Below are 22,250 nucleotides of genomic sequence, written 5' to 3'. Positions count from 1 at the left end.
CGTTAGGGTAATTACATTTTGGGTTGTTACATAACCAAACGCCAGAACTTTAGTAAATGAGTAAAGTAACTTTTAAAACGTATTTTAATGAGGATAACAACGCTACTTACGGTACTGTTTGCATTGGGTCTGGCGACCGTGGTTATGGCACAGGACTACACAGTTTCCTTTTATGAAAAACAGGCTCGGAAAGATGCTCAAAACGAGCAATCGGCAGTGTTTTACAATGTAGAAGACGAAAAGGACTTTTGGTACGACCAAGTACGCTATGAAAAGGGTTTAAAGACCCAGAATAGTAAGGCCTATCATATTTACATGAAAGCAAAAAGGTCGGCCTATTCCAAACATGCCGAATTTTGTGAAAATCAATGTACACATAGTGATTACTATTACCAACAAGCAAGTTTCTACCTTACCTATAAAGACAATCAAAGCTTATCAAAAGAAGCCGCTGGTGAAATAGTCCAAATAGCTTCTCCCCGAATTTTTTAAATGTGCTTTTTTAGTTGGTTAATCAAAAGGGGGTGTTTAAAAAGCTTATTAGCTGTCGGTTCGAGCGCAGTCGAGAACTTAAATTAGGTTGATAACCAAGAGGTTTCGACTTTGGTTTATCCTAAGTGTAGCCGAAGGGCTCAACCTGATATAATCAAAATTTGTTGCTTTATAGATACCCTCTTTTGTTGTAGCCTATGTTTTTTTTAATTCTGACCACCATTGCGTTCTGGTGAACGGGGTGTTGGCCACTCCAGTTGTTCTCCGGTTCTGCTGCTTATGGGCAACGCCGCTTTTTCTCTAGATGTTTTTACGGGATGCTCGCTGGCCATGTAGGCAAGAATCGCTGTGAGGATGGCATTGTTTCTAACATCATCAAAAATAATTTTATCATAAGTATCCCTGTTGGTGTGCCATGTGTAGTTCCAGTAGGACCAGCTTAATGAACTCAAACTAAAGGCGGGTGCCCCTGCTGCTTGGAAAGAAGCATAGTCAGAACCGCCGCGGGCAGGTGTTCCAGGGAAAGTCGTTTCGATCTCATCCGTGATTTCTCCCGGCACTTCATGCAGCCACTTTCCTAAATAATCATAAGCGTGTAAAAACCCACCACCAGAGATTCGGACCACTCTACCTGTTCCATTGTCTTGGTTAAAAACGGCTTGGACACCATCAACAATCCCAGGGTTGTCCTCAACAAAGGCTCTTGACCCGTTCAGACCTTGCTCTTCGCTGCCCCAATGTCCCACAAGAATAGTTCGTTTTGGGTTTGGATAGGCTTTTTTCAAAATACGCATGGCTTCCATCATCACCAATGTCCCCGTTCCATTATCGGTAGCACCGGTTCCCCCGTCCCAAGAATCAAAATGGGCGGATAAAATCACATATTCATCAGGTTTTTCGGAGCCTTTGATTTCCGCTATGGTATTGAATGTGGGTACCTTGCCCAATTCCTTGGACTCTGCCACAATATGAAGTTGTGGCTGTTGCCCCGATTCTACCAATCGATACAACATGCCGTAATCCTCCAATTCCAAATCTATGGTTGGGATTTCCTTGGTGTAAGCCCCAAATATTTTGTTTACCCCAAACCCTCTGGACCAATAGGAAGAAACAATGCCTGCGGCACCCGCTTCCTCCAATGCAACTGGAAGGGTGCGTCTGTTCAGTCCGGTATTTCCCATATTTTGGTTCCAAGCTTCGGTTTGCCCATCACGCTCCTTCTTCATCTTTTCAAAAGACTTCTCCGTAGCAAATTCTTCCCAGTTATAATCGGGTCTTCCCGTGGGTTGTGGCATGGAAATCATTACCAGCTTCCCTTTTACGTTCGGCAACCAATTCACAAATTCCAAAGAGTCGGATACGGTCGGTAAAACCACCAATTCTGCGGTTACCCCTTTTTTGGGAGTACTGGGACTCCAAGCCAATTGGGTGCCCCTTAGACTTTGTACTCTGGGATGTACCATATCAATATGGCATATTCCACGTTCCCAACCTTTCCACTCTCCCCATTGTTCGTTACGTGCGGGAATTCCCCAACTTTCGTATTTGGCAACGGCCCAATCGTGAGCGTTCTTCATTTGGGGTGTCCCTACCAATCGTGGTCCAATGCCATCCATAAGTTCATGGCCAAGGGTTTCCAATTGGGAGTTTTCGTTGGCTTCTTGAATTATGGCTTCAATGACTGCATCCTTGTCCTGCGCCAACATCGATAGACTGGATGCAAGGAACATGGCAAATAAAAGGGAGGTTTTTTTGATCATGGTTTCTAGTTTGCCCTAAAAATAGGACAAATAGAGAAACCAATACGTTTGGTTACGGGGTTTAAATGGGTAAATTATCCAGAAAAGGATTATGCAACTTTTTGAAGAAGATCAAAGCAAGGACACTTTTTGCAGCGCTTTTTTTCGCTTTTCTTGTATTTTTCGCAGCACTTGGATTTTACCTTGCCGGTTGGCGGCAATTCTCTAAGCTTAGCTTTTTTGAGTTTCTTTTTGTCCTTTTTCTTTCCCATGAACAGCAACGAAATAGGATGCGAAAGTAACTATTTTAAATCAATCTAAATAAAATTTAACATTATTGTTTTTGTATTGCTTAAAAATGAAGCGAAACACCCAGAGTGTTGGGTCCAAACGACAGGTTCCAACTCACATTTTTGGGTTTGCGATCATTGTACTTTTCATCGTATTTGGAATCCAAGTATCTGTCTATGGACTCCACAATAAAAATACTCAGCACGGTACTGAAGGCAACATCGGAAACCCAATGGAAGTCATCCATAACCCGGACCAAACCGGGGATCATACCTACCGCATAAAGTCCACCCTTGACCCAAGGGCTTTTAAATTGTTTGGCGATGGCATAAGCATTGCTGAATGCCAACATCGCATGGCCCGAAGGGAAGGAATCGTAATTGTAGACCCTGTCCAGGTGAAGTGGGTCAAATGTACCGGAACTTGCCCCACTTTTAGGTCGAGCCCTACCAATGGTTCGTTTGCTCACTTGCTGTAAAAAACCTCCGGCCGTAGCTGAGGAAATTAGAAGGACACCGGTTCGCCTCAATTTTTCATTTTTGGTAAATAGGCCCGCAAGATAAACACCTCCCGTGAGCATATAGTTGTTTTCGGGGCTGCCATATTCATGGCCATAATCCATAATTACATCTGGGATATCCTGATTAAAACCATTTTTCCATTTATTGAGCCCGTCGTCCACCGTAAACAGAAGCAAAGTACCCCCGGTTAAATATCCAAAATTGGCCCAGTCATCGCCTTTCCAATGGAAGGGGCGGGAATAGGCATAACCCACACTGCCAAACATATTTCCGGCATCGTAGGTAAAATTGTTCCAAAGGTTTTTTTCTTTGTTCTGATGAAGTTCTTGACCCGTCATGCAGATGGTCAATAAAAAGAAGGCGAGGTATTTTAAAAGTTTCATGAGCTTATAAAGCAAAAGTAGTCGTTAAAATTACTCATAAATATCCTGGGCAAGACGAAAAGTGTTCGCATGCGCTTCTACTATTATTTTGATGTCCGGCGAGTAACCGCCACCCATACTGCATTGCAAGGGAATTTTTGCATCGTAACAGGTTTGAAGCACAAAACGGTCACGTTCCTTGCACCCCTCCAATGTCATGGACAGGGTGCCCAGTTTATCCGATTCCAAAACATCCACACCACAGAGATAAAAGATAAAATCAGGCTGAACCTGTTCCAATAATTCCAGCAAGTTTTTTTTTAGAATGGACAGATATTCCTCATCCGTAGTGCCCTTTTCCAAAGGAATGTCAAGGTCAGAGACCTCTTTTTTGAAGGGATAGTTGCCCTTTCCGTGCATGGAAAACGAAAAAACAGAATGGTCTGTCTTAAATATTTCCGCAGTTCCATTGCCTTGGTGAACATCCAAGTCCACAATCAATATCTTTTTGGCTAGTTCATTGTTCAAAAGGTATCGAGCGCCAATCGCTTGATCGTTCAGCATGCAAAAGGCTTCTCCTCTATCCGAATAAGCATGGTGCGTTCCTCCAGCAATGTTCATGGCAATGCCATGTTTTAGCGCAAATCCACATCCCTTTATTGTACCGTCAGCAATGATTCGCTCTCTTAAAACAAGTTCATCACTTAATGGAAAACCAATCTTGCGGACAGCGCTTTTAGAGAGGTTCAAATCCACCAAATCCTTAAAATAAACCTCATCATGTACGGCTAAAATATGATGGTCCTCAGCTAATTCAGGTTCAAAAAAATTATGCTCAGTACAAGTTCCTTCGTGGAGCAGTTGCTGTGGCAACAACTCGTATTTGATCATGGGGAAACGATGTCCTTCAGGCAATGGATGTTTGTAAAGGGGGTGATAGGCTATTTTAAGCATCTTGTTTATGCAATGCTAACTGAATTCGCTTTCGTGGCACATCAACATCCAAAACCTTAACAACCACTTGCTGATGAAGACTTACATGTTCGCTCACATCTTTCACAAAAGAATCGGAAAGGTTGGAAATGTGGATAAGACCACTTTCCTTGATCCCAATATCCACAAAACAACCGAAATTGGTAATGTTGTTGACAATGCCGGGTAGCAATTGACCTTGTCGCAGGTCAGTAATCTCCTTGATGTTTTGGTTAAACGTGAAGACCTTGGCCTTTTCTCTGAGATCTAAGCCCGGTTTTTCCAATTCTTTCAGAATATCCTCCAAGGTGGGCATACCTATGGTGTCGGTACAATAGGATTTTAGGTCGATGCCTTGCAGGGCCGATTTGTTCCCTACGATTTCTTTGAGTGGGACGCCTTGATCCTTGGCCATTTTCGATACCAAACCGTAGCTCTCTGGATGTACGGCGGAATCATCCAAAGGATTATCACCCTTTTTGATGCGTAAAAACCCTGCACTTTGCTCAAAGGCCTTTCCACCTAATCGTGCTACTTTTTTGATCTCCTCCCTATTTTTGAACTTCCCGTTTTCGTTACGGTGGGCAACGATGTTTTCGGCCAATTTGGATCCAATACCGGAAACATAACTTAATAAGGGAACACTCGCCGTGTTAATGTTGACTCCAACGGAGTTTACACAGCTTTCTACTACGGTGTCCAATGATGTTTTCAATTGGGTTTGGTCTACATCATGCTGATACTGCCCCACACCAATGGACTTGGCATCAATTTTCACCAATTCGGCCAAGGGATCGGCCAAACGGCGACCGATGGAAACGGCACCCCTTACCGTAACATCGTAATTTGGGAACTCGTCACGTGCGATTTTGGAAGCCGAATAAATAGATGCTCCAGCTTCGCTCACCACAAACACCTCAATCTCTTTTTTAAATGGAATACGTTTTACCAATTGCTCGGTTTCGCGAGATGCTGTTCCGTTGCCAATGGCAATGGCCTCAATTTTGTAGGCATCCACCAAGGAACTTATCTTTTTGATGGCCCCTGAGCTGTCACGTTGTGGGGGATGGGGATAAATGGTCTCGTTGTGTTTTAAATCGCCCTGCTCGTCCAAACAAACTACTTTGCAGCCCGTTCTAAAACCTGGATCTATGGCCAAAATACGTTTTTCGCCCAAGGGTGCACCAAGGAGCAGCTGTTTCAGGTTTTTAGAAAAAACCTGAATGGCGGAAGCATCCGCTTTTTCCTTAGCGGTTTTTAAAAGTTCGTTGGACAGGGATGGCAACAAAAGTCGTTTGTAGGCGTCCGCTATGGCCAATTCGATTTGTTCGGAACAGGCATTGTTGGATTTGATCAAGCGTCTTTCGATGTTTTGGAGGGCCCTTTCGTTATCTATTTCGATTTTTACCCGGATAAAACCCTCCTTTTCGGCTCGCATGATGGCCAAAAATCGGTGCGAGGGACAGCGGTTCAAGGGTTCGCTCCAATCAAAATAATCCCTGAATTTTTGGGCCTTTTCATCATCCTTTTTGGTCTTGGCCAATTTGGTGGTGATAAGGGCATGGCGTTCCAACTGACCGCGTAGCTGATTTCGGATATCGGTCCGTTCGTTGATCCATTCGGAAATGATGTGCCTGGCCCCTTCAAGAGCATCATCTTCGTTGATGACGTCCTTGTTCAGGTATTTGGAAGCAATGAATTCGATTTCATCGCTCCGTTGCGCCATAATGATCTTGGCCAAAGGTTCCAACCCATTTTTACGTGCGGTCTCCGCCTTGGTCTTTTTGCTCTTTTTGAACGGGAGGTAGAGGTCCTCCAAACTGGTCAAGTCGGTACAGTTCAAAAACTTTGCTTCCAGTTCTGGGGTAAGGGCATCCTGCTCCGAAACTGCTTTAACAATGGCCGCTTTTCTTTTTTCCAGTGCCTCGAACTGGGTTTTGTACTCCACAATGGAACCAATCTGAACTTCATCCAAATTGCCCGTAAGTTCCTTTCGATACCTTGAAATAAAGGGAACGGTACAATCTTGGTTCAAAAGTGCCACGGTGTTCTCCACACTTTTTTCGGAAAGATTGGTGTGGCGGATTATGTAGGGGACAAGTTGCATGCTGTTTATTTAGTTGTTGTCACTTCGAGCGCAGTCGAGAAGTCTTACAATCCAAATTTTTAATGTGGGCCTGGACTCCGCTCGACCGGACAGTTCCTTTGGATATGAATTAACTTATAGCCTCCCCATTATCAACCCCATCCTCATCTGGGTTCATGAAAACGATTTTTCCATCTCTGTTTTCGGTCATCAAAATCATCCCTTCGCTTTCCACTCCCCGCAATTTTATTGGGGCCAAATTGATTAAAACGGTTACTTTTTTGCCCACAATGTCTTCAGGCTTAAAGCTGTTGGCAATTCCGGAGACAATGGTTCGGGTGTCCAAACCTGTGTCCACTTTCAATACCAAGAGTTTGTCGGCCTTTGGCATTTTTTGGGCTTCGATAATAGTTCCCACACGCATATCGAGTTTGGAGAAATCATCATAAGTGATGGTGTCTTTTTGTGGGGCTATTTCATTGTCCATTGCACCTGTGCTCGGCTTAGTCGAAGCATTGGCTTTTTTGGTGGCTTCCAGTTTGTCCAATTGTTGTTGAATTTCCTTATCCTCGATTTTTCGGAAAAGCAGTTCACTTTTGTTGATGGTATGTCCCGCGGGAAGTAATGTTTCAGCTGTGGCAACACTATCCCAATCGATCTCGACTGCGCTCGACCTTACATTTAGAATGCCCTTTAATTTTTCTGAAGTAAACGGCAAAAAGGGTTCGCTAAGCACTGCCAATCCCGTTGCAATCTGAAGTGCCACGTACATAATGGTCTTTACACGTTCCTCATCCGTTTTAATGAGTTTCCAAGGTTCTTCGTCCGCCAAATATTTGTTGCCCAATCGCGCCAAATTCATCAACTGTTGGCCCGCTTCACGGAAACGGTACCGTTCCAGTGATTTGGACAAGATTTCTGGAAATTCCCTCAAGGCTTGCAGGGCCTCTTTATCTACAGTTGTAAGGTCGGCTGGGGCTGGAACCCCACCTCCGTAGTATTTGTGCGTCAACACCGTCACACGGTTCACGAAGTTGCCAAAAATGGCCACCAGTTCGTTATTGTTCCTCGATTGAAAATCTTTCCAAGTAAAGTCGTTGTCCTTGGTCTCTGGTGCGTTCGCGGTCAGAGCATATCGGAGCACATCTTGCATATCGGGGAACTCTTCCAAATACTCGTGCAACCAGACCGCCCAGTTTTTTGAGGTGGATAGTTTGTTCCCTTCAAGGTTCAGAAACTCATTGGCAGGAACATTGTCCGGTAGTACAAAATCGCCATGGGCCTTTAACATGCTCGGGAAGATGATACAGTGGAACACAATATTGTCCTTGCCGATAAAATGTACCAATTTGGTGTCTTTGTTCTTCCAATACGGTTCCCAATCTTTTCCTTCGCGATCGGCCCATTCTTTTGTGGAAGAAATGTAGCCAATAGGCGCATCGAACCACACATAGAGTACTTTTCCCTCGCCGCCCTCTACGGGAACGGGGATGCCCCAGTCCAAGTCACGGGTCACGGCACGCGGTTTCAACCCTTCATCTATCCAAGATTTACATTGACCGTACACATTGGGTTTCCAATCGGCTTTATGGTCTTTAATGATCCATTCCTTCAAAAAATCATCGTATCTATCTAAAGGCAAAAACCAATGTTTGGTCTTTTTTAAGGAGGGAACCGTTCCCGTTATGGTGGATTTTGGATTGATGAGGTCGGTAGCATTCAGCGATGACCCGCAATTTTCGCATTGATCGCCATACGCTTCTTCGTGCCCACATTTGGGGCAAGTTCCGATGACAAACCTGTCTGCCAAAAACTGTTTGGCCTGATCATCGTACAATTGTTCGGTTTCTTCTTCGATAAAATCACCGTGCTCGTACATTTTTTTGAAAAACTCAGAAGCAGTTTCGTGGTGAACTTGTGCCGAGGTCCTGGAATAATTATCAAAGGAAATACCAAAATCAGCAAAGGATTTTTTGATGATGTTGTGGTACTTGTCTATAATTTCCTTTGGGGTGACCCCTTCTTTTTTGGCCTTCATGGAAATGGCCACACCGTGCTCGTCACTGCCGCAGACAAAGGCTACGTCGTTTCCTTTTAACCGTAAATAACGGGTGTAGATGTCCGCAGGAACGTAAACACCGGCCAAGTGCCCAATATGAATGGGGCCGTTGGTGTAAGGCAGTGCTGCAGTAATGGTGTACCTTGAAGGGGATGTATTTTGAGTCATGTATAATTCAAATTAGGCCCAAAAATACTGATTTTAACGGGATAGACATAAAAAAGGAACCTCCGAAAATGTTACCCTATTTGGGGTGGGGGGTGCATTACCGAAGGGCTCCGAAAAATGGACAACAAAGTGCCCCGCTTTTTTAAGAAATCATTACTGATTTGCTCATTTTTTTATCGCCCACAGAAATTCGGTAAATATATTTTCCTGTGGATAAGCTATCGCGTAGTCGCTCCCGAATGTATACCTCCATTCTACCTTCCATGACCATTTCATTGAACAAGGTGCCTACACGCTGCCCCAAAATATTGAAGAGTTCAATATCTACATGTGCAGCTATAGGCATAATCCATTCAATTTTAGGGTTTCTTGGCGATTCAGGAGGGTAAACCGCTGCATGTTCAATGGTATCCAAAATATCAACATTCGGGTCTAGAGGGTCTTGGCTCGGCGGGGTCTCCGGCAATGTAGGTGGGTCGTTGTCCATGGCAATATCATCAAATTCCTCGCCACTGCAGTTGAAGCCTAGATCGATAGCTTGGTAGGGATGGCCCAATAGATGTTGTTCCACGGATTCCCTTGGAACACAGAGCCATTCGGCCAATACGGTTCCGTAAAGGTTCCTAAAGTCCATGGTGTATTCCAAATTGCCGCGATTGTTGGGTTCATCCAGCGAAGGGTGTTCGCCAACAAAGGCACTACCGCTCAATCCTGAACCAAAGAACAGGGTAGGGGCGGCCTTTCCATGATCGGTACCGTTGGAACCATTTTCAAAAATCCTACGGCCAAACTCGGAGAAGGTCATACTTAGTACGTTATCATCTTGCTCTGTGAATGCAAGGTCTTCGTAGAAATTGTTGATGGCCACAGATAGGTTGGACATCAAACGTTCGTGCACGATGGGTTGATTGCCGTGGGTGTCAAAGCCTCCCAAGGAAATCATGTAGACCTTGGTGCCCAAATTCCCTTTGATCAAACGTGCCAAGAGCGCCAATTGCCTTGCAAAGCCATTGTCCTGATACTCTACTTGATTTTGACCTCTCATGTAGGCATCGTGAATCGTACCTGCATACTCGTAGGTCGTATTGGCAACACCACGGAGAAACCTCAATTGGTCGCCATACATACAATCATCAAACGGAGCATTTTCGATATCGTAAAAAGCACCGGTCTCAGCAATCTGTTCCAACTGATCTACATTGTTGGTCACAAATGCATAATTGGTTTCTTCCCCTTGAAAAACCATGTTTGCCAAGTTTCCAATTTGAATGGCAGCAGGGGCAGCCGGCGGATTGATTAGGTAATCGGGGTAAAGTTCTTCAAAATGCCTGCCCATCCAACCAGTGTTCTCTCCAGAGAATCCGGTAGTGGTCAAATCGGTATTGGCAAAAATATCGGAGCCCGTAAAATGGGACAAACTTTGGTTTTCATACCCTACGCCGTGCACGGCCTTAAATTGGCCGTCGCCCCAAAGGGATTCCAAGGCACCCATGTAAGTGGGCACCCCAAAATCGTCGGTAAGTTTTAAGACCTTGCTTTCTGGGATGTAAATGTTGGGCCTTGCATTTGCATACGTATCATATTGTTGGATAGGGATTACGGTACTGAGTCCGTCGTTCCCTCCCGATAGACGGATCAGGATTAAAATATTGTCTGTTTCCGCGGCAGCAACTGCAGCGGTAAGCGGTGAAGGTGAGGAAGCCGAAATTAGATGGCTCCCCAAGAACATGGAACCCGAACCTGCTATGCCCAATGCTTGGACAAAGGAACGTCGGCTCCATTTTTTGTGTTCCAGATCATGGCCCTCGTGTTCTAGGCCTTTGTGGGGAGATGTATCGTGGGTATGGTGATTATCGCACATGGTGGTGGGGTTATTTGAGTTGAAATTCGGGTTCTCTGGATAAATGACGCAACAGGATATACACCTGTGTTGGTGATTCTGCACTCATTTGAAGCATCCATTGGCTTGTTCCTCCGGGAAAATAATCGGGTGAGTAATATTCTTCCGGAACATCGTCAATTTTGAAGGCATCCATAGCTCTTTCAAAATCGGCATCCGTCAATAGGCCCTTTGGTGTAAACTTGTTCACCAAAGCCCTAACCACAATTTCCGGGTTGCTTGTATTGCTATCAGCTGGGCCAACGGCATCCATGGCCAAATTTCTAAATTGTTCTGGTTCGTTTTGAAAAAAACGTTCCAAGAACACTTCTGCGGTTAACCACCTACCTATAATAAAATTGGTATTGATCCATGTTCGGTCACGTTGCCAACCTTCCACTTCAGGCGGTTGAAAAAAGCGTTGCCCAACTAAGGAACAGGCATCGATCATATTTAAAACCGTTCCGTCATCGTAGGTGAAGCCGGTTTCCTTCAATAAATTGAAATAAAGGTCGGCTGGACTTTTTATGATGACACCAATCGCGGTTTCATCAAAAAAGTGCTGGCTTTTGAAAAGTTGACGCAGTACCGGGGCAATCTCAAAACCACTGCCAATGAAGGTATCTGCCAAACCATCAATAATTTGTGGGGCAATTCCCCCATCTTCGTCGGTTGCATCTGGATGGACAAAGAACTCGTACAGTTTTTTGCAGATAAACCATCCAATTTCATCAGGTCTTTGATTGAACAGTATATCAATGACATCATCGTACCCCCAATTACCGGTTTGACCAAATATTGTTTTGTTTTCAGTGTTGAAATCCTCCGGATTAAAGGTAACCTGTGTACAACTCTCCTCACCACGTTCGGTGTATCCGGAGAGTGCCTTAGCGGTTTCAATAATATCTTCTTCTGTGTAGTTATTCCCTTCGCCTAAGGTAAAAAGCTCGTAAAGTTCACGCGCGTAGTTCTCGTTGGGATTGTCCCCTCGGTTTCTGGCACCGTCCAAATAGTAGAGCATGGCACTGGTGAGCCCGACCTCACTGGTGAGGTTCTTAAAATTGCCCAATGCATTCTGCTGCAAGCAAAGAATATAATAATAAAGGAATTGTGGGCAATTATAGGTCTCCAACTGCGTAACAAAGTGGTTGCTCCAAAAGAAGCTCATTCTATCCCTGAGGCTATTGTCCAAAAGTGCGTTGCCGTATGTAGTTGTAAAACCTTCAACTTGTGCACTGCGCAGTTGTCTGGTCAAATCATCATCTTCAGGATAATTGGCACCGGTCCAATCCGCCCATTCAGGAGGAGGTATGGTCGGTAAGCTGAGGGCTTGGTCTACCAAGTTGTCCACGAGGACACTTGCTGATTGCCCCACAGCGGCATTCACGGTTTCTAGGGAGGCACTAAAACCAAGCCTTCGGTACAAGTGGGCAGCACGTAACTCATCTAATGGAGTAGTGTACGGCGCCAAAGTTGAGGAATTACAATTGATAAAGTACTCCATAGCAATGTCTGGCGTTAATTTGTTACATAGTTTGGGGGTAACTATTGCTTATGCTAGTGTTGGATGTGGTTCAATTGAGCCAACAAAGTACAATCTTAACGCACTAAAGTCCATGAACGACCAATTTTTTCGATAAAATGCCTATTTTTTTTTGATTTTTACAAATTGTATGGACGGTCATAACACATTTGAAAAACTGGGAGAGTAATAAGCAGTAGACTTTTTAAAGGCTTCCGGATACGGGATAAGAGCACTTAACTTTAGGTATCCCAATGCCGGGGTATATCTTATTGCGGAGAAAGATGGTTTTTTGGCAAGAGTTGAAGTAAAGTCAATAAATATGGGGTTTTTGGAAGATATTTCCCGTGTCATCACACCTAAAAAGTGAAGCTTTTAACTATGGCGGCCAACCATTACATGGAAGAATTGGATAGTGATTTAGAGGCTAGGTTCGATGCAATTACCGTGGTAAAAAATGCTGATAATTTTGACATTGAGCACTTTGAAAATGCATTCTGCCATTTCTAACCATTTGTTTGTTTTGTAACAATATGTTATTTTTGTTCAAAACCAACTGAATAAATGAAAACAATATCTGCAGTAGTTGAGCATTACATCAAGAAAAAGCCCTTTTTACAAACCGCTTTGGCACAAGGGATTATCAACTTAACCTCTTTATCCAGACAGATAAAACCGGAAATTGCGGAAGAATTGGGTAAAGATGTAAAGGATGGAGCCATTGTAATGGCGCTTAAACGCCTATCCGACGATTTGGAGTTTAGGGCCACCCATAAAATTGTTAAGGTCCTTAAGAATATTGGGGAGATTACGGTACGTTCCAACCTTACCGATTACACATTTTTGGCTTCGGACACCATTTTGCAGCAACAAGCTAGATTGTTGGAAGAGGTCAATGTTAACCAAGATGTATTCTATACTTCATCGCGAGGAGTGAACGAGATCAATATTGTGATCAGTAATATAATGGACGGTGTTGTGGAAAAGTACTTTAAAATGGAACGCTGCACCCAAAAAGCCGAAGGACTTTCCTCAATTACCGTAAAATTGCCCGCAGAGAATGTTTCGGTTCCCGGAATTTATTATTTTATTTTTCAGCGCTTGGCCTGGGAAGGCATTGTGCTTTACGAGGTAATTTCCACCACCAACGAGTTTACTATTTTGGTGAACGATGAACAGGTCGACGTTGCTTTCAAGACCATCAAAGATTTAAAATCACTATAGTCCGGGATTCCTTTTCTTGATCTAAACCAAAACGAAACCTTCTTCGTTGTAGAAAAAGACACTTTTTGCAAAAATGACCATAAGAGGGTTCTTTGTGGTTTATTGGGCCTAATGGTGCTATATTCGTGCTATTTGGCCTATATTTTTATACTCTCCCCCCAAGATCAAACGACAGTCCATTTACCTCATTCCCAAGGATGTGGTTTTCATCATTGAATATTAAAAAAAATTAGTATAAAGTTGGCAAAAAAGCAGCGAGAGCGAAGCAAGGCACCACCTAAAAAAGAACGGCTACTTTTCGGAATCTGACTAAAATACCCTCGGGTTTTTCGGGTGCGATAAATTCATCAACAATCACTACCTTTCTTGTCCAAACCAAACTTCAAAAATGAAAAACACCTTAGTTGCAGCAGCACTTCTTGTTGCATTCACCACAACCTGTACAGTCAACGCTCAAAACATCAATTTCCCACAACGCTACGAAACGTGGAAAGCAGTAGAAAAAGGACAATTTAAGTTGGACCAAGAAGCCTTGGACAAAGCCGTGGAATATGCCAATGCCAATGAATATTCTGGTTCCAGGGATTTGCGGATTGCCATATTGGAAGGCTTCAAACGCGAACCTTTTCATCAAATTCTGGGGCCTACCAAAAAAAGGGGCGGACCTGCTGGAATGATTATGAAAAATGGGTATGTTTTGGCCTCTTGGGGCGACACCAAACGGGTGGATATGACTTTTAGCGTTACCAAAAGCTTTCTTTCTACAGTGGCAGGTGTAGCCGAAGACCAAGGATTGATTGACGACACCAAAGATAAAGTAGGCGACTATATTTGGGATGGCACTTTTGATGGGGAACATAATTCCAAAATAACTTGGGAGCATTTGCTACAACAAAACTCAGATTGGTCGGGGGAACTTTGGGGCGGTAAGGATTGGGCCGACCGCCCGCCCAGCGAAGGTGGTCTGGACGATTGGAAATTCCGTAAACTGAACGCGCCTGGCACAGTAATGGAGTACAACGACGTTCGAGTAAACGTATTGGCCTATTCGCTCACCCATGTGTGGAGAAAACCCTTGCCCATGGTACTCAAAGAGCAACTGATGGACAAAATTGGGGCCACCACTACTTGGCGCTGGTTCGGCTACGAAAATGCTTGGACCGAAGTCGATGGGATGCAAATGAAATCCGTTACGGGTGGGGGACACTCAGGCGCGGGACTTTTTATTTCTACTGAGGACATGGCCCGTTTTGGGGTGTTGTTCCTGAACAATGGAAAGTGGGAGGATCAGCAGATAATCAGTGAAGATTGGATTAAAAAAGCAACCATACCTTCGGTGCCCAATGTAAATTATGGCTATATGTGGTGGCTCAACCAAAAGGGAAGCCGTCATTGGGAGGGTGTTCCCGAACATGTGTTTTACGCCGCTGGATTTGGCGGCAACTTTATTGTGGTGGACCAAAAAAGTGGATTGGTCATCGTGACCCGTTGGTTGGAGCCTTCAAAAATGGGGAAGTTTGTGAAGCAGGTGTATGAGGCTTTGTAATGTCATTCCGTGCGATTGTTGGGCGAAGTCGAAACACGACACGGGATCTCTTGCATATTTGAGATTTATAAAAGACTCTCGTCTCCCTGAACCGCCTGTAAAGGCAGGTTCCAGAATCTCATTATAGATGGATTCTTGCCATCGCAGGAACGATACTTGTACTTGTCATTTCGAACATCCCGATTTTTATCGGGAGTGAGAAATCTCTTTTACCTAGGCGGAAACATCACTAGGTTGGGATGATTTCACGGGCATGAACGGCTCCAAAACCTTCAATGCCTTGTCCACACTCGTAACCCTATCAAAAACCAACAACAATCGAAGTCCGTTTCGGGTTTGTTTTTCCTTGAGCTTTACAAGTTGGGGATGGGTCTGTGCGTATTGCAGTATTTGGGTAAACACGGCACTTTGATAAAAACTGGATTGCTGATCGGCGATAAAGTAACCGATAAACTTGCCCTTTTTCATGATTACCTTTTCCAAGCCAATGTGGGTGGCAATCCATTTAATGCGGACGGAGTTCATCAAATCCACTACGGGTTCGGGCAATTCGCCAAAACGGTCCACCAGCTGGGCCTCAAACTTTTGAAGCCCTTCCTCGTCCTCCACATCGTTCAATTGGGTGTAGAGGTTTAAACGTTCGGTGATGTTGTTGATATAATCATCGGGGAAGAGCAATTCAAAATCCGTGTCCAACTGCATCTCTTTTACATATACTTTTTCCTTGTCGCCCTCTACTTCATCATACAGTTCCTTGAACTCGTTTTCCTTGAGTTCCTCAATGGCTTCGGACAATATTTTTTGATAGGTCTCAAACCCAATTTCGTTGATAAACCCACTTTGTTCACCTCCCAACAAATCACCTGCACCACGAATCTCCAAGTCTTTCATCGCAATGTTGAAACCGCTGCCCAGCTCTGTAAATTGTTCCAGGGCCTCAATGCGTTTTCGGGCTTCCGTGGTCATTACTTCGTAAGGTGGGGTAATGAAATAGCAGAAAGCCTTTTTGTTGCTTCGCCCAACACGCCCACGCATTTGGTGGAGGTCGCTCAAACCAAAATTGTTGGCATTGTGGATAAAAATGGTATTGGCATTGGTCACATCCAACCCGCTTTCTATGATGGTGGTGGAGACCAAAACATCAAACTCCCCGTTCATAAAGGAAAGCATAAGGTTTTCCAGTTTTTTGCCTTCCATTTGTCCGTGTCCAATCCCAATTTTGGCATCTGGCACCAAACGTTGGAGCATTCCGGCCACCTCCTTGATGTTCTCAATGCGATTATGGATAAAGAACACCTGCCCGCCGCGTTGGATTTCGTAGGACACGGCATCACGGATGATTTCTTCGTTCAATCGAATCACATGGCTTTCGATGGGGTAGCGGTTCGGTGGTGGCGTATTGATGACGGATAGGTCGCGAGCGGCCATCAAACTAAACTGTAAGGTTCTTGGGATAGGAGTTGCCGTTAAGGTAAGCACATCCACATTTTCCTTTATGGAACGTAGTTTTTCCTTGACTGAAACACCAAACTTCTGTTCCTCATCCACGATGAGCAAGCCCAAATCCTTGAATTTTACATTTTTGTTGACCAGCTGGTGCGTGCCAATGATGATGTCTACCTTTCCATTTTCCAAATTTTCAAGGGTTTCCCTTTTCTCTTTGGCCGTTCTAAAGCGGTTGAGGTAATCCACTGTTACGGGCATTTCCTTCAATCGTTCCGAAAAAGTACGATGATGTTGGAAAGCCAAAATGGTAGTAGGGACCAAAATAGCCACCTGTTTGCCATTGTCCACAGCCTTGAATGCCGCACGGATGGCCACCTCGGTTTTTCCGAAACCAACATCCCCACAAATAAGTCGGTCCATGGGGCGTTCACTTTCCATGTCCTTCTTAACATCTTGGGTGCTTTTTTCCTGGTCGGGAGTGTCCTCGTACAAGAAAGATGCTTCCAACTCGTGTTGCAGATAGCTGTCGGGAGCGTATTTAAACCCTTTTTCGAGTCTTCGCTTGGCATAAACCTTAATAAGGTCGAAAGCAATTTTTTTGACCCTTGCCTTGGTCTTTTGTTTGAGTTTTTTCCAAGCAGCGGAACCGAGCTTGAATATTTTTGGTGGGGCACCGTCCTTGCCGTTGTATTTGGATATCTTATGAAGCGAATGGATGCTCACGTACAAAATGTCGCGGTCGCCATAGATCAGTTTGATGGCTTCCTGTTTTTTGCCTTCCACATCAATCTTTTGTAGCCCCCCGAACTTGCCGATACCATGATCAATGTGGGTAACATAATCCCCAATTTCCAGTTTGTTGAGTTCCTTGAGCGTGATGGCCTGTTTTTTGGCGTAGCCATTTTTTAGATGGAACTTATGATAGCGTTCAAATATTTGATGGTCGGTATAGCATACCAATTTAAGGTCATCATCCACAAACCCTTTATACAAAGGAAAAATGATGGTCTGGTAGTGAACCGTTTCGTCCACTTCTTCAAAAATATCGTGGAAGCGCTTGGCCTGTTGTTCGGTGGAACAGAAAATGTAATTACTGTAACCCGCATCCCGATTATCATTGAGGTTTTCAATGAGGAGGTCGAACTTTTTGTTGAATGCTGGCTGGGGTTTGGTGTTGAATTGGACAACTGAAGCTGTCATCCCTAGCGCAGTCGAAGGGCTCGAAGTGATAGAAGAAGGACCAATATCGAAACATAAATAATCCTTCAACTGAGCTTTCAGCAAAGCTGAATCCAAAAAAAGCTCCTTCGGTTCTGCATGTTTGATTTCTTGGCTCAACTTGGCAAAACGCTCCTCTGCCTTTTCAAAAAAGGAATCGATACGGTCGTAGATCAAAGAAGGGTTCTTTGCAAAGACCACCGTTTTGGGTGAAATATATTTCAGGAAGCTTTCCCGTACTTCTTCTGTGAACTTGTTTTCCACATTGGGAATAATGGCGATTTTCTTCACCTTGTCCGTGGAAAGTTGCGTTTCCACATCAAAAGTTCGGATACTGTCCACTTCATCGCCAAAAAATTCGATTCGGTAAGGTTCATCATGCGAAAAGGAAAATACATCCACAATACCCCCACGAACGGAAAATTCCCCGGGTTCGGTCACAAAATCCACCCGTTTAAATTGGTATTCAAAAAGCACCTCGTTCAAAAAGTCCAACGAAATCTCATCGCCCAATTTTATTTTTTGGGTGTTCTTGTCAAGCTCCTTTCGGGTAACCACTTTTTCAAAAAGGGCATCGGGGTAGGTGACGATCACCGCAGGTTTTCTTCTGGAGTTGATACGGTTCAAAACCTCGGCGCGTAACAGCACATTGGCATTGTCGGTTTCCTCAATTTGATAAGGTCTGCGGTAACTTCCTGGGTAAAAAAGCACATCTTTTTCACCAATTAGTTGTTCCAAATCATTTAAATGATAAGCTGCTTCCTCTTTGTCGTTCAAAATCAACAGAAATGGTAATTCAGCCGACTTAAAAGCTTCGGAAACTACAAAGGAAAGTGAAGAACCGACAAGTCCCTTTATATTGGTTTTTTGGTTGGCAAAGGACTTCCCGATTGCGCTCGAAGTGGCAGTTTGGGCAATAATCTCCCTCAGTTTCCCAAGTGGGGGAGACTGTTCAAAAAGTTGTGAAATCGGGGTTTTGGTCAATCCAAAAAACTTTGCGGCAAAGATAAACCGCGAAACCTTTTACTAAAAATGTTTTTTTAGATTTCTCAATCGACGCGTTGCATCTCATTTCGAAATGACCGAGTCTTCGTCATACTGAATCCCTGCCTGCCGACCGGTACGGCGTTTCGGCATCTTAATTGTCTTGCTCTTTCTCCTTTTTATTGATAATCCTCTAAATTATTAATACATAGTTACATCCTCTTACAAACATAGGATGACAATTGAACCACGGATGTCATTTCGAGCGCAGTCGAAGGAACAGTCGAGAAACCTCAACCTGGATTCCGTGTCAAGCAAGGAGTCTAAACCTTAATAATACTGTCCTCAACAATGGCATATACCTCGTCACCTTTCTTGGGATTGAGTGCGTGCGTTCCAGTGAATTGACCAAAAGCAGGTAAGATCATTTGGTTGTCGGACTTAAAAAAACAAGGCAGTTTTATGCGATCCCGTCCAAATCCTTTAAGTTTTATAGCAGGGTGAATGTGCCCGCAAAAAGTAAAATGGTCTTTTCGTTCTTCGGGATGATGGGTCAACAAGAAAGCGTCCATGACCAGTTCTGGAAATATCAAGACCTTCAGTTTTTTGAATTTTTCTGGCGCAATGATGTCATGGTTCCCCGTCACAAGCAGAATTTCAGCAGGGGTTTTGGCTACCCAATTCTCGAAGAACTCCCACTCTTTATTTAATGATGAGTGGAACAGATCTCCCAAAAAACAGATTTGAAAGGGCTGAAAATCGGCAACGATTTTATCCAAGAGCAAGAAGTTCTTGTGGATGGCCTTTCTGGGCACGGCAGCCCCAAACTTTCTAAAATGGGATACTTTGCCCAAATGCACATCACTGATCAGCAAGAGTGATTTTTCTATCCAAAACAATCCACCCAAAGGGTGAAGTTGGAATTCTTGATTTTGTATTTGAATGTTTTGTGTCATTTGAGTCTGGAACAACAAATTTAAAGCAATTGTCATTTCGAACCGAGCGGAGCGCGTGTGAGAAACCTCTTTAGGCTTTTGAAATCGAATGGCACTAATTTTCACAAATAGTTCCGTTATCATTTCGAGTTCTATCCAGAGCGTAATTGAAAGAGCAGTCGAGAAATCCCAGTTAGGATTTTAGATTTCCCAATCAATGCATTGCATCTCATTTCGAAATGACCGTGTTGTCTTTATACTGAACATTGCCGGCTGGAGCACGGAATGGCAAATACTTGGACGATTTTTGGCTATTTGGTCAATTTATCCACCATTCTTTTAATTCGGTCTGCTAATTTTTCGTTGGACAGTTTTTCCCTGAGTCTGTCCGTAATTATCGGGAAAGATAGGGGCGTAGGTTGGGAGCATTGTTTCCAAACTATCTCTTGTTGGGCAATGCGTTCCAAGGCCAATCGTAAACGCCCTTCTTCCAGCTGGTGTTCAAAGGTTTCGGTGTAGGCCTGTTGGTAGAGCAGATTATCGTCCTCAAAATCACGGAAAACACCAAAGAGCAGTTCCGAACTGCTTTGTAGGTGTTTCATTTTGACTCCTTTTTCGGGATATCCCGAAAAAACCATTCCACTGATTACGGCGATATCACGAAATTTTCTGCGTGCCATTTCGTTGGAGTTCAAACTTTTTTGAAGGTCGGACAACATGTATTCGGGGGTGAACAAATTGTTGTCCAAAACTTCCCGAATGTTGATTTCCCTATCCGATAGCAATTCAAAACCGTAGTCGTTAAAGGCCAGTGAACAAGTGATCGGTGCAAGTAGGCTGATCCGGTAGGCCAAAAGACTGCTCATTCCCTCGTGGATCGCCCTGCCTTCAAACGGGTAAAACATGTGGTGGTAACCATCACGGGTCTTGAAGGTTTCGATTAAAAACTGATGCGGTCGTGGCACTATGCTTTCTTCCCGCTGCTTGTTGAACATCGGTTGCAATGCTCGAATTTCTTCCGATTGTTCGGAGAATTTCAGTTCAGCGGTGTACAGTTCTTGGCGTAACAGCTCCGACATTTTTGCGGAAAAACTCAATCTTCCACCCATCCAACTGGGTACTTTATTGGTTCTTTTTTTTGAGTTTCGCACATGCACTGCCATTCCTTTTATTCTGATGAATTCCAGATTCCGACCCGCAAAGGTGAATACATCGCCAGGACTCAGTTTGGAGATGAAATATTCTTCAATGCTGCCGATATATCCTCCTTTTTGATAGCGAACGGAGATGGTGGCGTCGCCCACAATGGTTCCAATTTGAAATCGGTGCCGCATGGCAACCGCCCTGCTGTTTACTTTGAATCTTCCATCTTCCTCGATTTCCACCTTTTTGTATTCGTCGTAACTTTTAAGGCTCTGGCTGCCCATCACCAAGAAATTGAGGAGCCATTGCCATTGTTCATCCGTGATGGCTTGGTAGCAAAATGTTTGTTTGATCTCAGGATAAATCCCTTCTGGATAAAACCCATCGGAGACAGCAAGTGTAGTCAAATATTGAATAAGGACATCAAAACTGTTGAGGTAGGGTATTCGGTCTTCCACTGCGCCGTTCCTTACTGCTTTTTGCATGGCCGATGCCTCTACCAGTTCAATGGCGTGGGTGGGCAAAAAATAAATAACGCTTTCCTTGCCGGGTTGGTGACCACTTCGCCCTGCCCGTTGCAAAAAACGGGCCACGCCCTTTGGCCCACCAATCTGCACCACCGTCTCAACGGGAGCAAAATCAACCCCAAGGTCAAGGCTCGATGTGCAGACCACAGCTTTAAGGCTTTCGTTGCGAATGGCCTGCTCCACCCAAAGTCTGGTCTCTTTGTTTATGCTGCCGTGGTGCATGGCCATTTCCCCGGCAAACCCAGGATATTTCTCCAGTATTTTTTGAAACCAGATTTCGCATTGGCTTCGGGTGTTGGTAAAGAGCAAAGTGGTTGTACTATTGTTGATAATGGGCACCACCTGATCCAAAAGATGCAGTCCCAAATGCCCGCGCCATGGAAAAGTTTCCATCTTTTCTGGAATAATACTTTTTACCGTAATTTTTTTGTTGAGCTTGGCCTTGACCAAGACCGAATTGGCAAGTTCTTGAGATGTAGGTCCCAGCAATACTTCGCGTGCTTGTTCCAGATTCCCAATGGTGGCCGATATGCCCCAAATTCGCAATTGTTTGCAGACCGTTTTTAATCGGGACAGCCCCAACTCCATTTGAACACCGCGCTTGGTGCCCAAAAGTTCGTGCCACTCGTCCACCACAATGGCAGAACAGTTTTTGAAGGTTTTACCGTATTCTTTGGATGATAACAACAACTGCAAACTTTCTGGCGTAGTAATCAATAGGTCGGGCATATTGGTACGCATTTTTGCCCGTTCTTTGGCTGAGGTGTCTCCGGTGCGAATCCCTACGGTCATTTGGGTTTCCAAATCCTTGGTAATTCGTTCTGCGGATTGTTTTATTTCTTGCGAAAGTGCGCGTAACGGGGTTATCCAAATAGCTTTCAACCCTTTTTTGTGTTTGGTCTTGTAATCAGGATTATTTTTGATGTAGTTGAGTACAATTGGAAACCAAAGCGCATAGGTTTTTCCACTGCCCGTAGGTGCGTTCAACAAACCATGTTTGCCCTTCAAAAAAGCATTCCAGGTCTCTTTTTGAAACGGGAAGGGTTTCCAATTTTGTTCTTGGAACCAGTTTTCAGCTATATGGAACAATTCTGATTCTTGCAGAGCCGTGGTACTTGAGATTGAAAAATACAAAT

General features: G+C 44.1%; 15 protein-coding genes. 4 read left to right on the top strand and 11 right to left on the bottom strand.

Annotated features, from left to right (window positions below; genetic code table 11):
- Window positions 1-87: 87 nt before the first annotated feature.
- The gene (locus AC13CC_RS14735; RefSeq protein WP_482878025.1) at window positions 88-492 is read left to right on the top strand and encodes a hypothetical protein; all 405 of its coding nucleotides are present in this window, start codon (window positions 88-90) and stop codon (window positions 490-492) included.
- A 206-nt stretch (window positions 493-698) separates the two neighbouring features.
- Here the strand turns inward: AC13CC_RS14735 and AC13CC_RS14730 are convergent, their stop codons facing one another.
- The 8 genes from AC13CC_RS14730 to AC13CC_RS14695 all read right to left on the bottom strand — a co-directional run bounded on the left by AC13CC_RS14730 (window position 699) and on the right by AC13CC_RS14695 (window position 12,073).
- Window positions 699-2,252, bottom strand: a complete 1,554-nt coding sequence (locus tag AC13CC_RS14730; protein ID WP_482878024.1) for a M20/M25/M40 family metallo-hydrolase — start codon at window positions 2,250-2,252, stop codon at window positions 699-701.
- A gap of 89 nt (window positions 2,253-2,341) precedes the next feature.
- Complete coding sequence (locus AC13CC_RS14725; protein ID WP_326276896.1) at window positions 2,342-2,503, bottom strand: hypothetical protein; 162 nt, start codon at window positions 2,501-2,503, stop codon at window positions 2,342-2,344.
- A gap of 80 nt (window positions 2,504-2,583) precedes the next feature.
- Window positions 2,584-3,426 carry a phosphatase PAP2 family protein gene (locus tag AC13CC_RS14720; RefSeq protein ID WP_326276897.1) on the bottom strand — a complete coding sequence of 281 codons (843 nt, stop codon included), beginning with the start codon at window positions 3,424-3,426 and terminating at the stop codon, window positions 2,584-2,586.
- Window positions 3,427-3,456: 30 nt separating this feature from the next.
- The gene (locus AC13CC_RS14715) at window positions 3,457-4,359 is read right to left on the bottom strand and encodes a histone deacetylase family protein (RefSeq protein ID WP_326276898.1); all 903 of its coding nucleotides are present in this window, start codon (window positions 4,357-4,359) and stop codon (window positions 3,457-3,459) included.
- Window positions 4,352-6,484: a Tex family protein gene (locus AC13CC_RS14710; protein WP_482878023.1), complete on the bottom strand. Its 2,133-nt coding sequence runs from the start codon at window positions 6,482-6,484 to the stop codon at window positions 4,352-4,354. Before AC13CC_RS14710 ends, AC13CC_RS14715 begins: the two co-directional genes overlap by 8 nt.
- A 109-nt stretch (window positions 6,485-6,593) precedes the next feature.
- Entirely contained in the window at window positions 6,594-8,690 is a 2,097-nt protein-coding gene (gene metG / locus AC13CC_RS14705; RefSeq protein WP_482878022.1) for a methionine--tRNA ligase, read from the bottom strand.
- A gap of 142 nt (window positions 8,691-8,832) precedes the next feature.
- The gene (locus AC13CC_RS14700) at window positions 8,833-10,551 is read right to left on the bottom strand and encodes a DUF1501 domain-containing protein (protein WP_326276901.1); all 1,719 of its coding nucleotides are present in this window, start codon (window positions 10,549-10,551) and stop codon (window positions 8,833-8,835) included.
- 10 nt (window positions 10,552-10,561) lie between these two features.
- On the bottom strand, window positions 10,562-12,073 hold the full coding sequence (locus AC13CC_RS14695; RefSeq protein ID WP_482878021.1) for a DUF1800 domain-containing protein: 1,512 nt from the start codon (window positions 12,071-12,073) through the stop codon (window positions 10,562-10,564).
- Between the two features lie 384 nt (window positions 12,074-12,457).
- Here AC13CC_RS14695 and AC13CC_RS14690 point away from each other — a divergent pair, with 384 nt between their 5' ends.
- The 3 genes from AC13CC_RS14690 to AC13CC_RS14680 all read left to right on the top strand — a co-directional run bounded on the left by AC13CC_RS14690 (window position 12,458) and on the right by AC13CC_RS14680 (window position 14,861).
- Window positions 12,458-12,601 carry a PDDEXK family nuclease gene (locus AC13CC_RS14690; RefSeq protein ID WP_482878020.1) on the top strand — a complete coding sequence of 48 codons (144 nt, stop codon included), beginning with the start codon at window positions 12,458-12,460 and terminating at the stop codon, window positions 12,599-12,601.
- Between the two features lie 54 nt (window positions 12,602-12,655).
- Window positions 12,656-13,315: a hypothetical protein gene (locus AC13CC_RS14685; protein ID WP_014032964.1), complete on the top strand. Its 660-nt coding sequence runs from the start codon at window positions 12,656-12,658 to the stop codon at window positions 13,313-13,315.
- A 388-nt stretch (window positions 13,316-13,703) separates the two neighbouring features.
- A complete protein-coding gene (locus AC13CC_RS14680) occupies window positions 13,704-14,861 on the top strand; it encodes a serine hydrolase domain-containing protein (protein WP_482878019.1) in 1,158 nt (385 codons plus the stop codon).
- Window positions 14,862-15,074: 213 nt separating this feature from the next.
- On the opposite strand, the gene mfd is transcribed toward AC13CC_RS14680, so the two are convergent.
- From mfd to AC13CC_RS14665, 3 genes are all read right to left on the bottom strand, one after another.
- Window positions 15,075-18,509 carry a transcription-repair coupling factor gene (gene mfd, locus AC13CC_RS14675; RefSeq protein WP_482878018.1) on the bottom strand — a complete coding sequence of 1,145 codons (3,435 nt, stop codon included), beginning with the start codon at window positions 18,507-18,509 and terminating at the stop codon, window positions 15,075-15,077.
- A 323-nt stretch (window positions 18,510-18,832) separates the two neighbouring features.
- Complete coding sequence (gene pdeM, locus AC13CC_RS14670; protein ID WP_326276905.1) at window positions 18,833-19,465, bottom strand: ligase-associated DNA damage response endonuclease PdeM; 633 nt, start codon at window positions 19,463-19,465, stop codon at window positions 18,833-18,835.
- 290 nt (window positions 19,466-19,755) lie between these two features.
- Window positions 19,756-22,218 carry a ligase-associated DNA damage response DEXH box helicase gene (locus AC13CC_RS14665; RefSeq protein ID WP_482878038.1) on the bottom strand — a complete coding sequence of 821 codons (2,463 nt, stop codon included), beginning with the start codon at window positions 22,216-22,218 and terminating at the stop codon, window positions 19,756-19,758.
- Between the last annotated feature and the right edge of the window lie 32 nt (window positions 22,219-22,250).

Source organism: Flagellimonas sp. L-11 (genome assembly GCF_056857735.1).
This window is presented reverse-complemented; position numbering and strand designations above follow the sequence as displayed.

Coding starts and splice junctions, on each gene's coding strand:
- AC13CC_RS14720 (WP_326276897.1), bottom strand. CDS start 3,426: ATGAAACTTTTAAAATACCTCGCCTTCTTTTTATTGACCATCTGCATG.
- AC13CC_RS14680 (WP_482878019.1), top strand. CDS start 13,704: ATGAAAAACACCTTAGTTGCAGCAGCACTTCTTGTTGCATTCACCACA.
- AC13CC_RS14715 (WP_326276898.1), bottom strand. CDS start 4,359: ATGCTTAAAATAGCCTATCACCCCCTTTACAAACATCCATTGCCTGAA.
- AC13CC_RS14695 (WP_482878021.1), bottom strand. CDS start 12,073: ATGGAGTACTTTATCAATTGTAATTCCTCAACTTTGGCGCCGTACACT.
- metG (WP_482878022.1), bottom strand. CDS start 8,690: ATGACTCAAAATACATCCCCTTCAAGGTACACCATTACTGCAGCACTG.
- pdeM (WP_326276905.1), bottom strand. CDS start 19,465: ATGACACAAAACATTCAAATACAAAATCAAGAATTCCAACTTCACCCT.
- AC13CC_RS14730 (WP_482878024.1), bottom strand. CDS start 2,252: ATGATCAAAAAAACCTCCCTTTTATTTGCCATGTTCCTTGCATCCAGT.
- AC13CC_RS14700 (WP_326276901.1), bottom strand. CDS start 10,551: ATGTGCGATAATCACCATACCCACGATACATCTCCCCACAAAGGCCTA.
- AC13CC_RS14685 (WP_014032964.1), top strand. CDS start 12,656: ATGAAAACAATATCTGCAGTAGTTGAGCATTACATCAAGAAAAAGCCC.
- AC13CC_RS14710 (WP_482878023.1), bottom strand. CDS start 6,484: ATGCAACTTGTCCCCTACATAATCCGCCACACCAATCTTTCCGAAAAA.
- AC13CC_RS14735 (WP_482878025.1), top strand. CDS start 88: ATGAGGATAACAACGCTACTTACGGTACTGTTTGCATTGGGTCTGGCG.
- AC13CC_RS14725 (WP_326276896.1), bottom strand. CDS start 2,503: ATGGGAAAGAAAAAGGACAAAAAGAAACTCAAAAAAGCTAAGCTTAGA.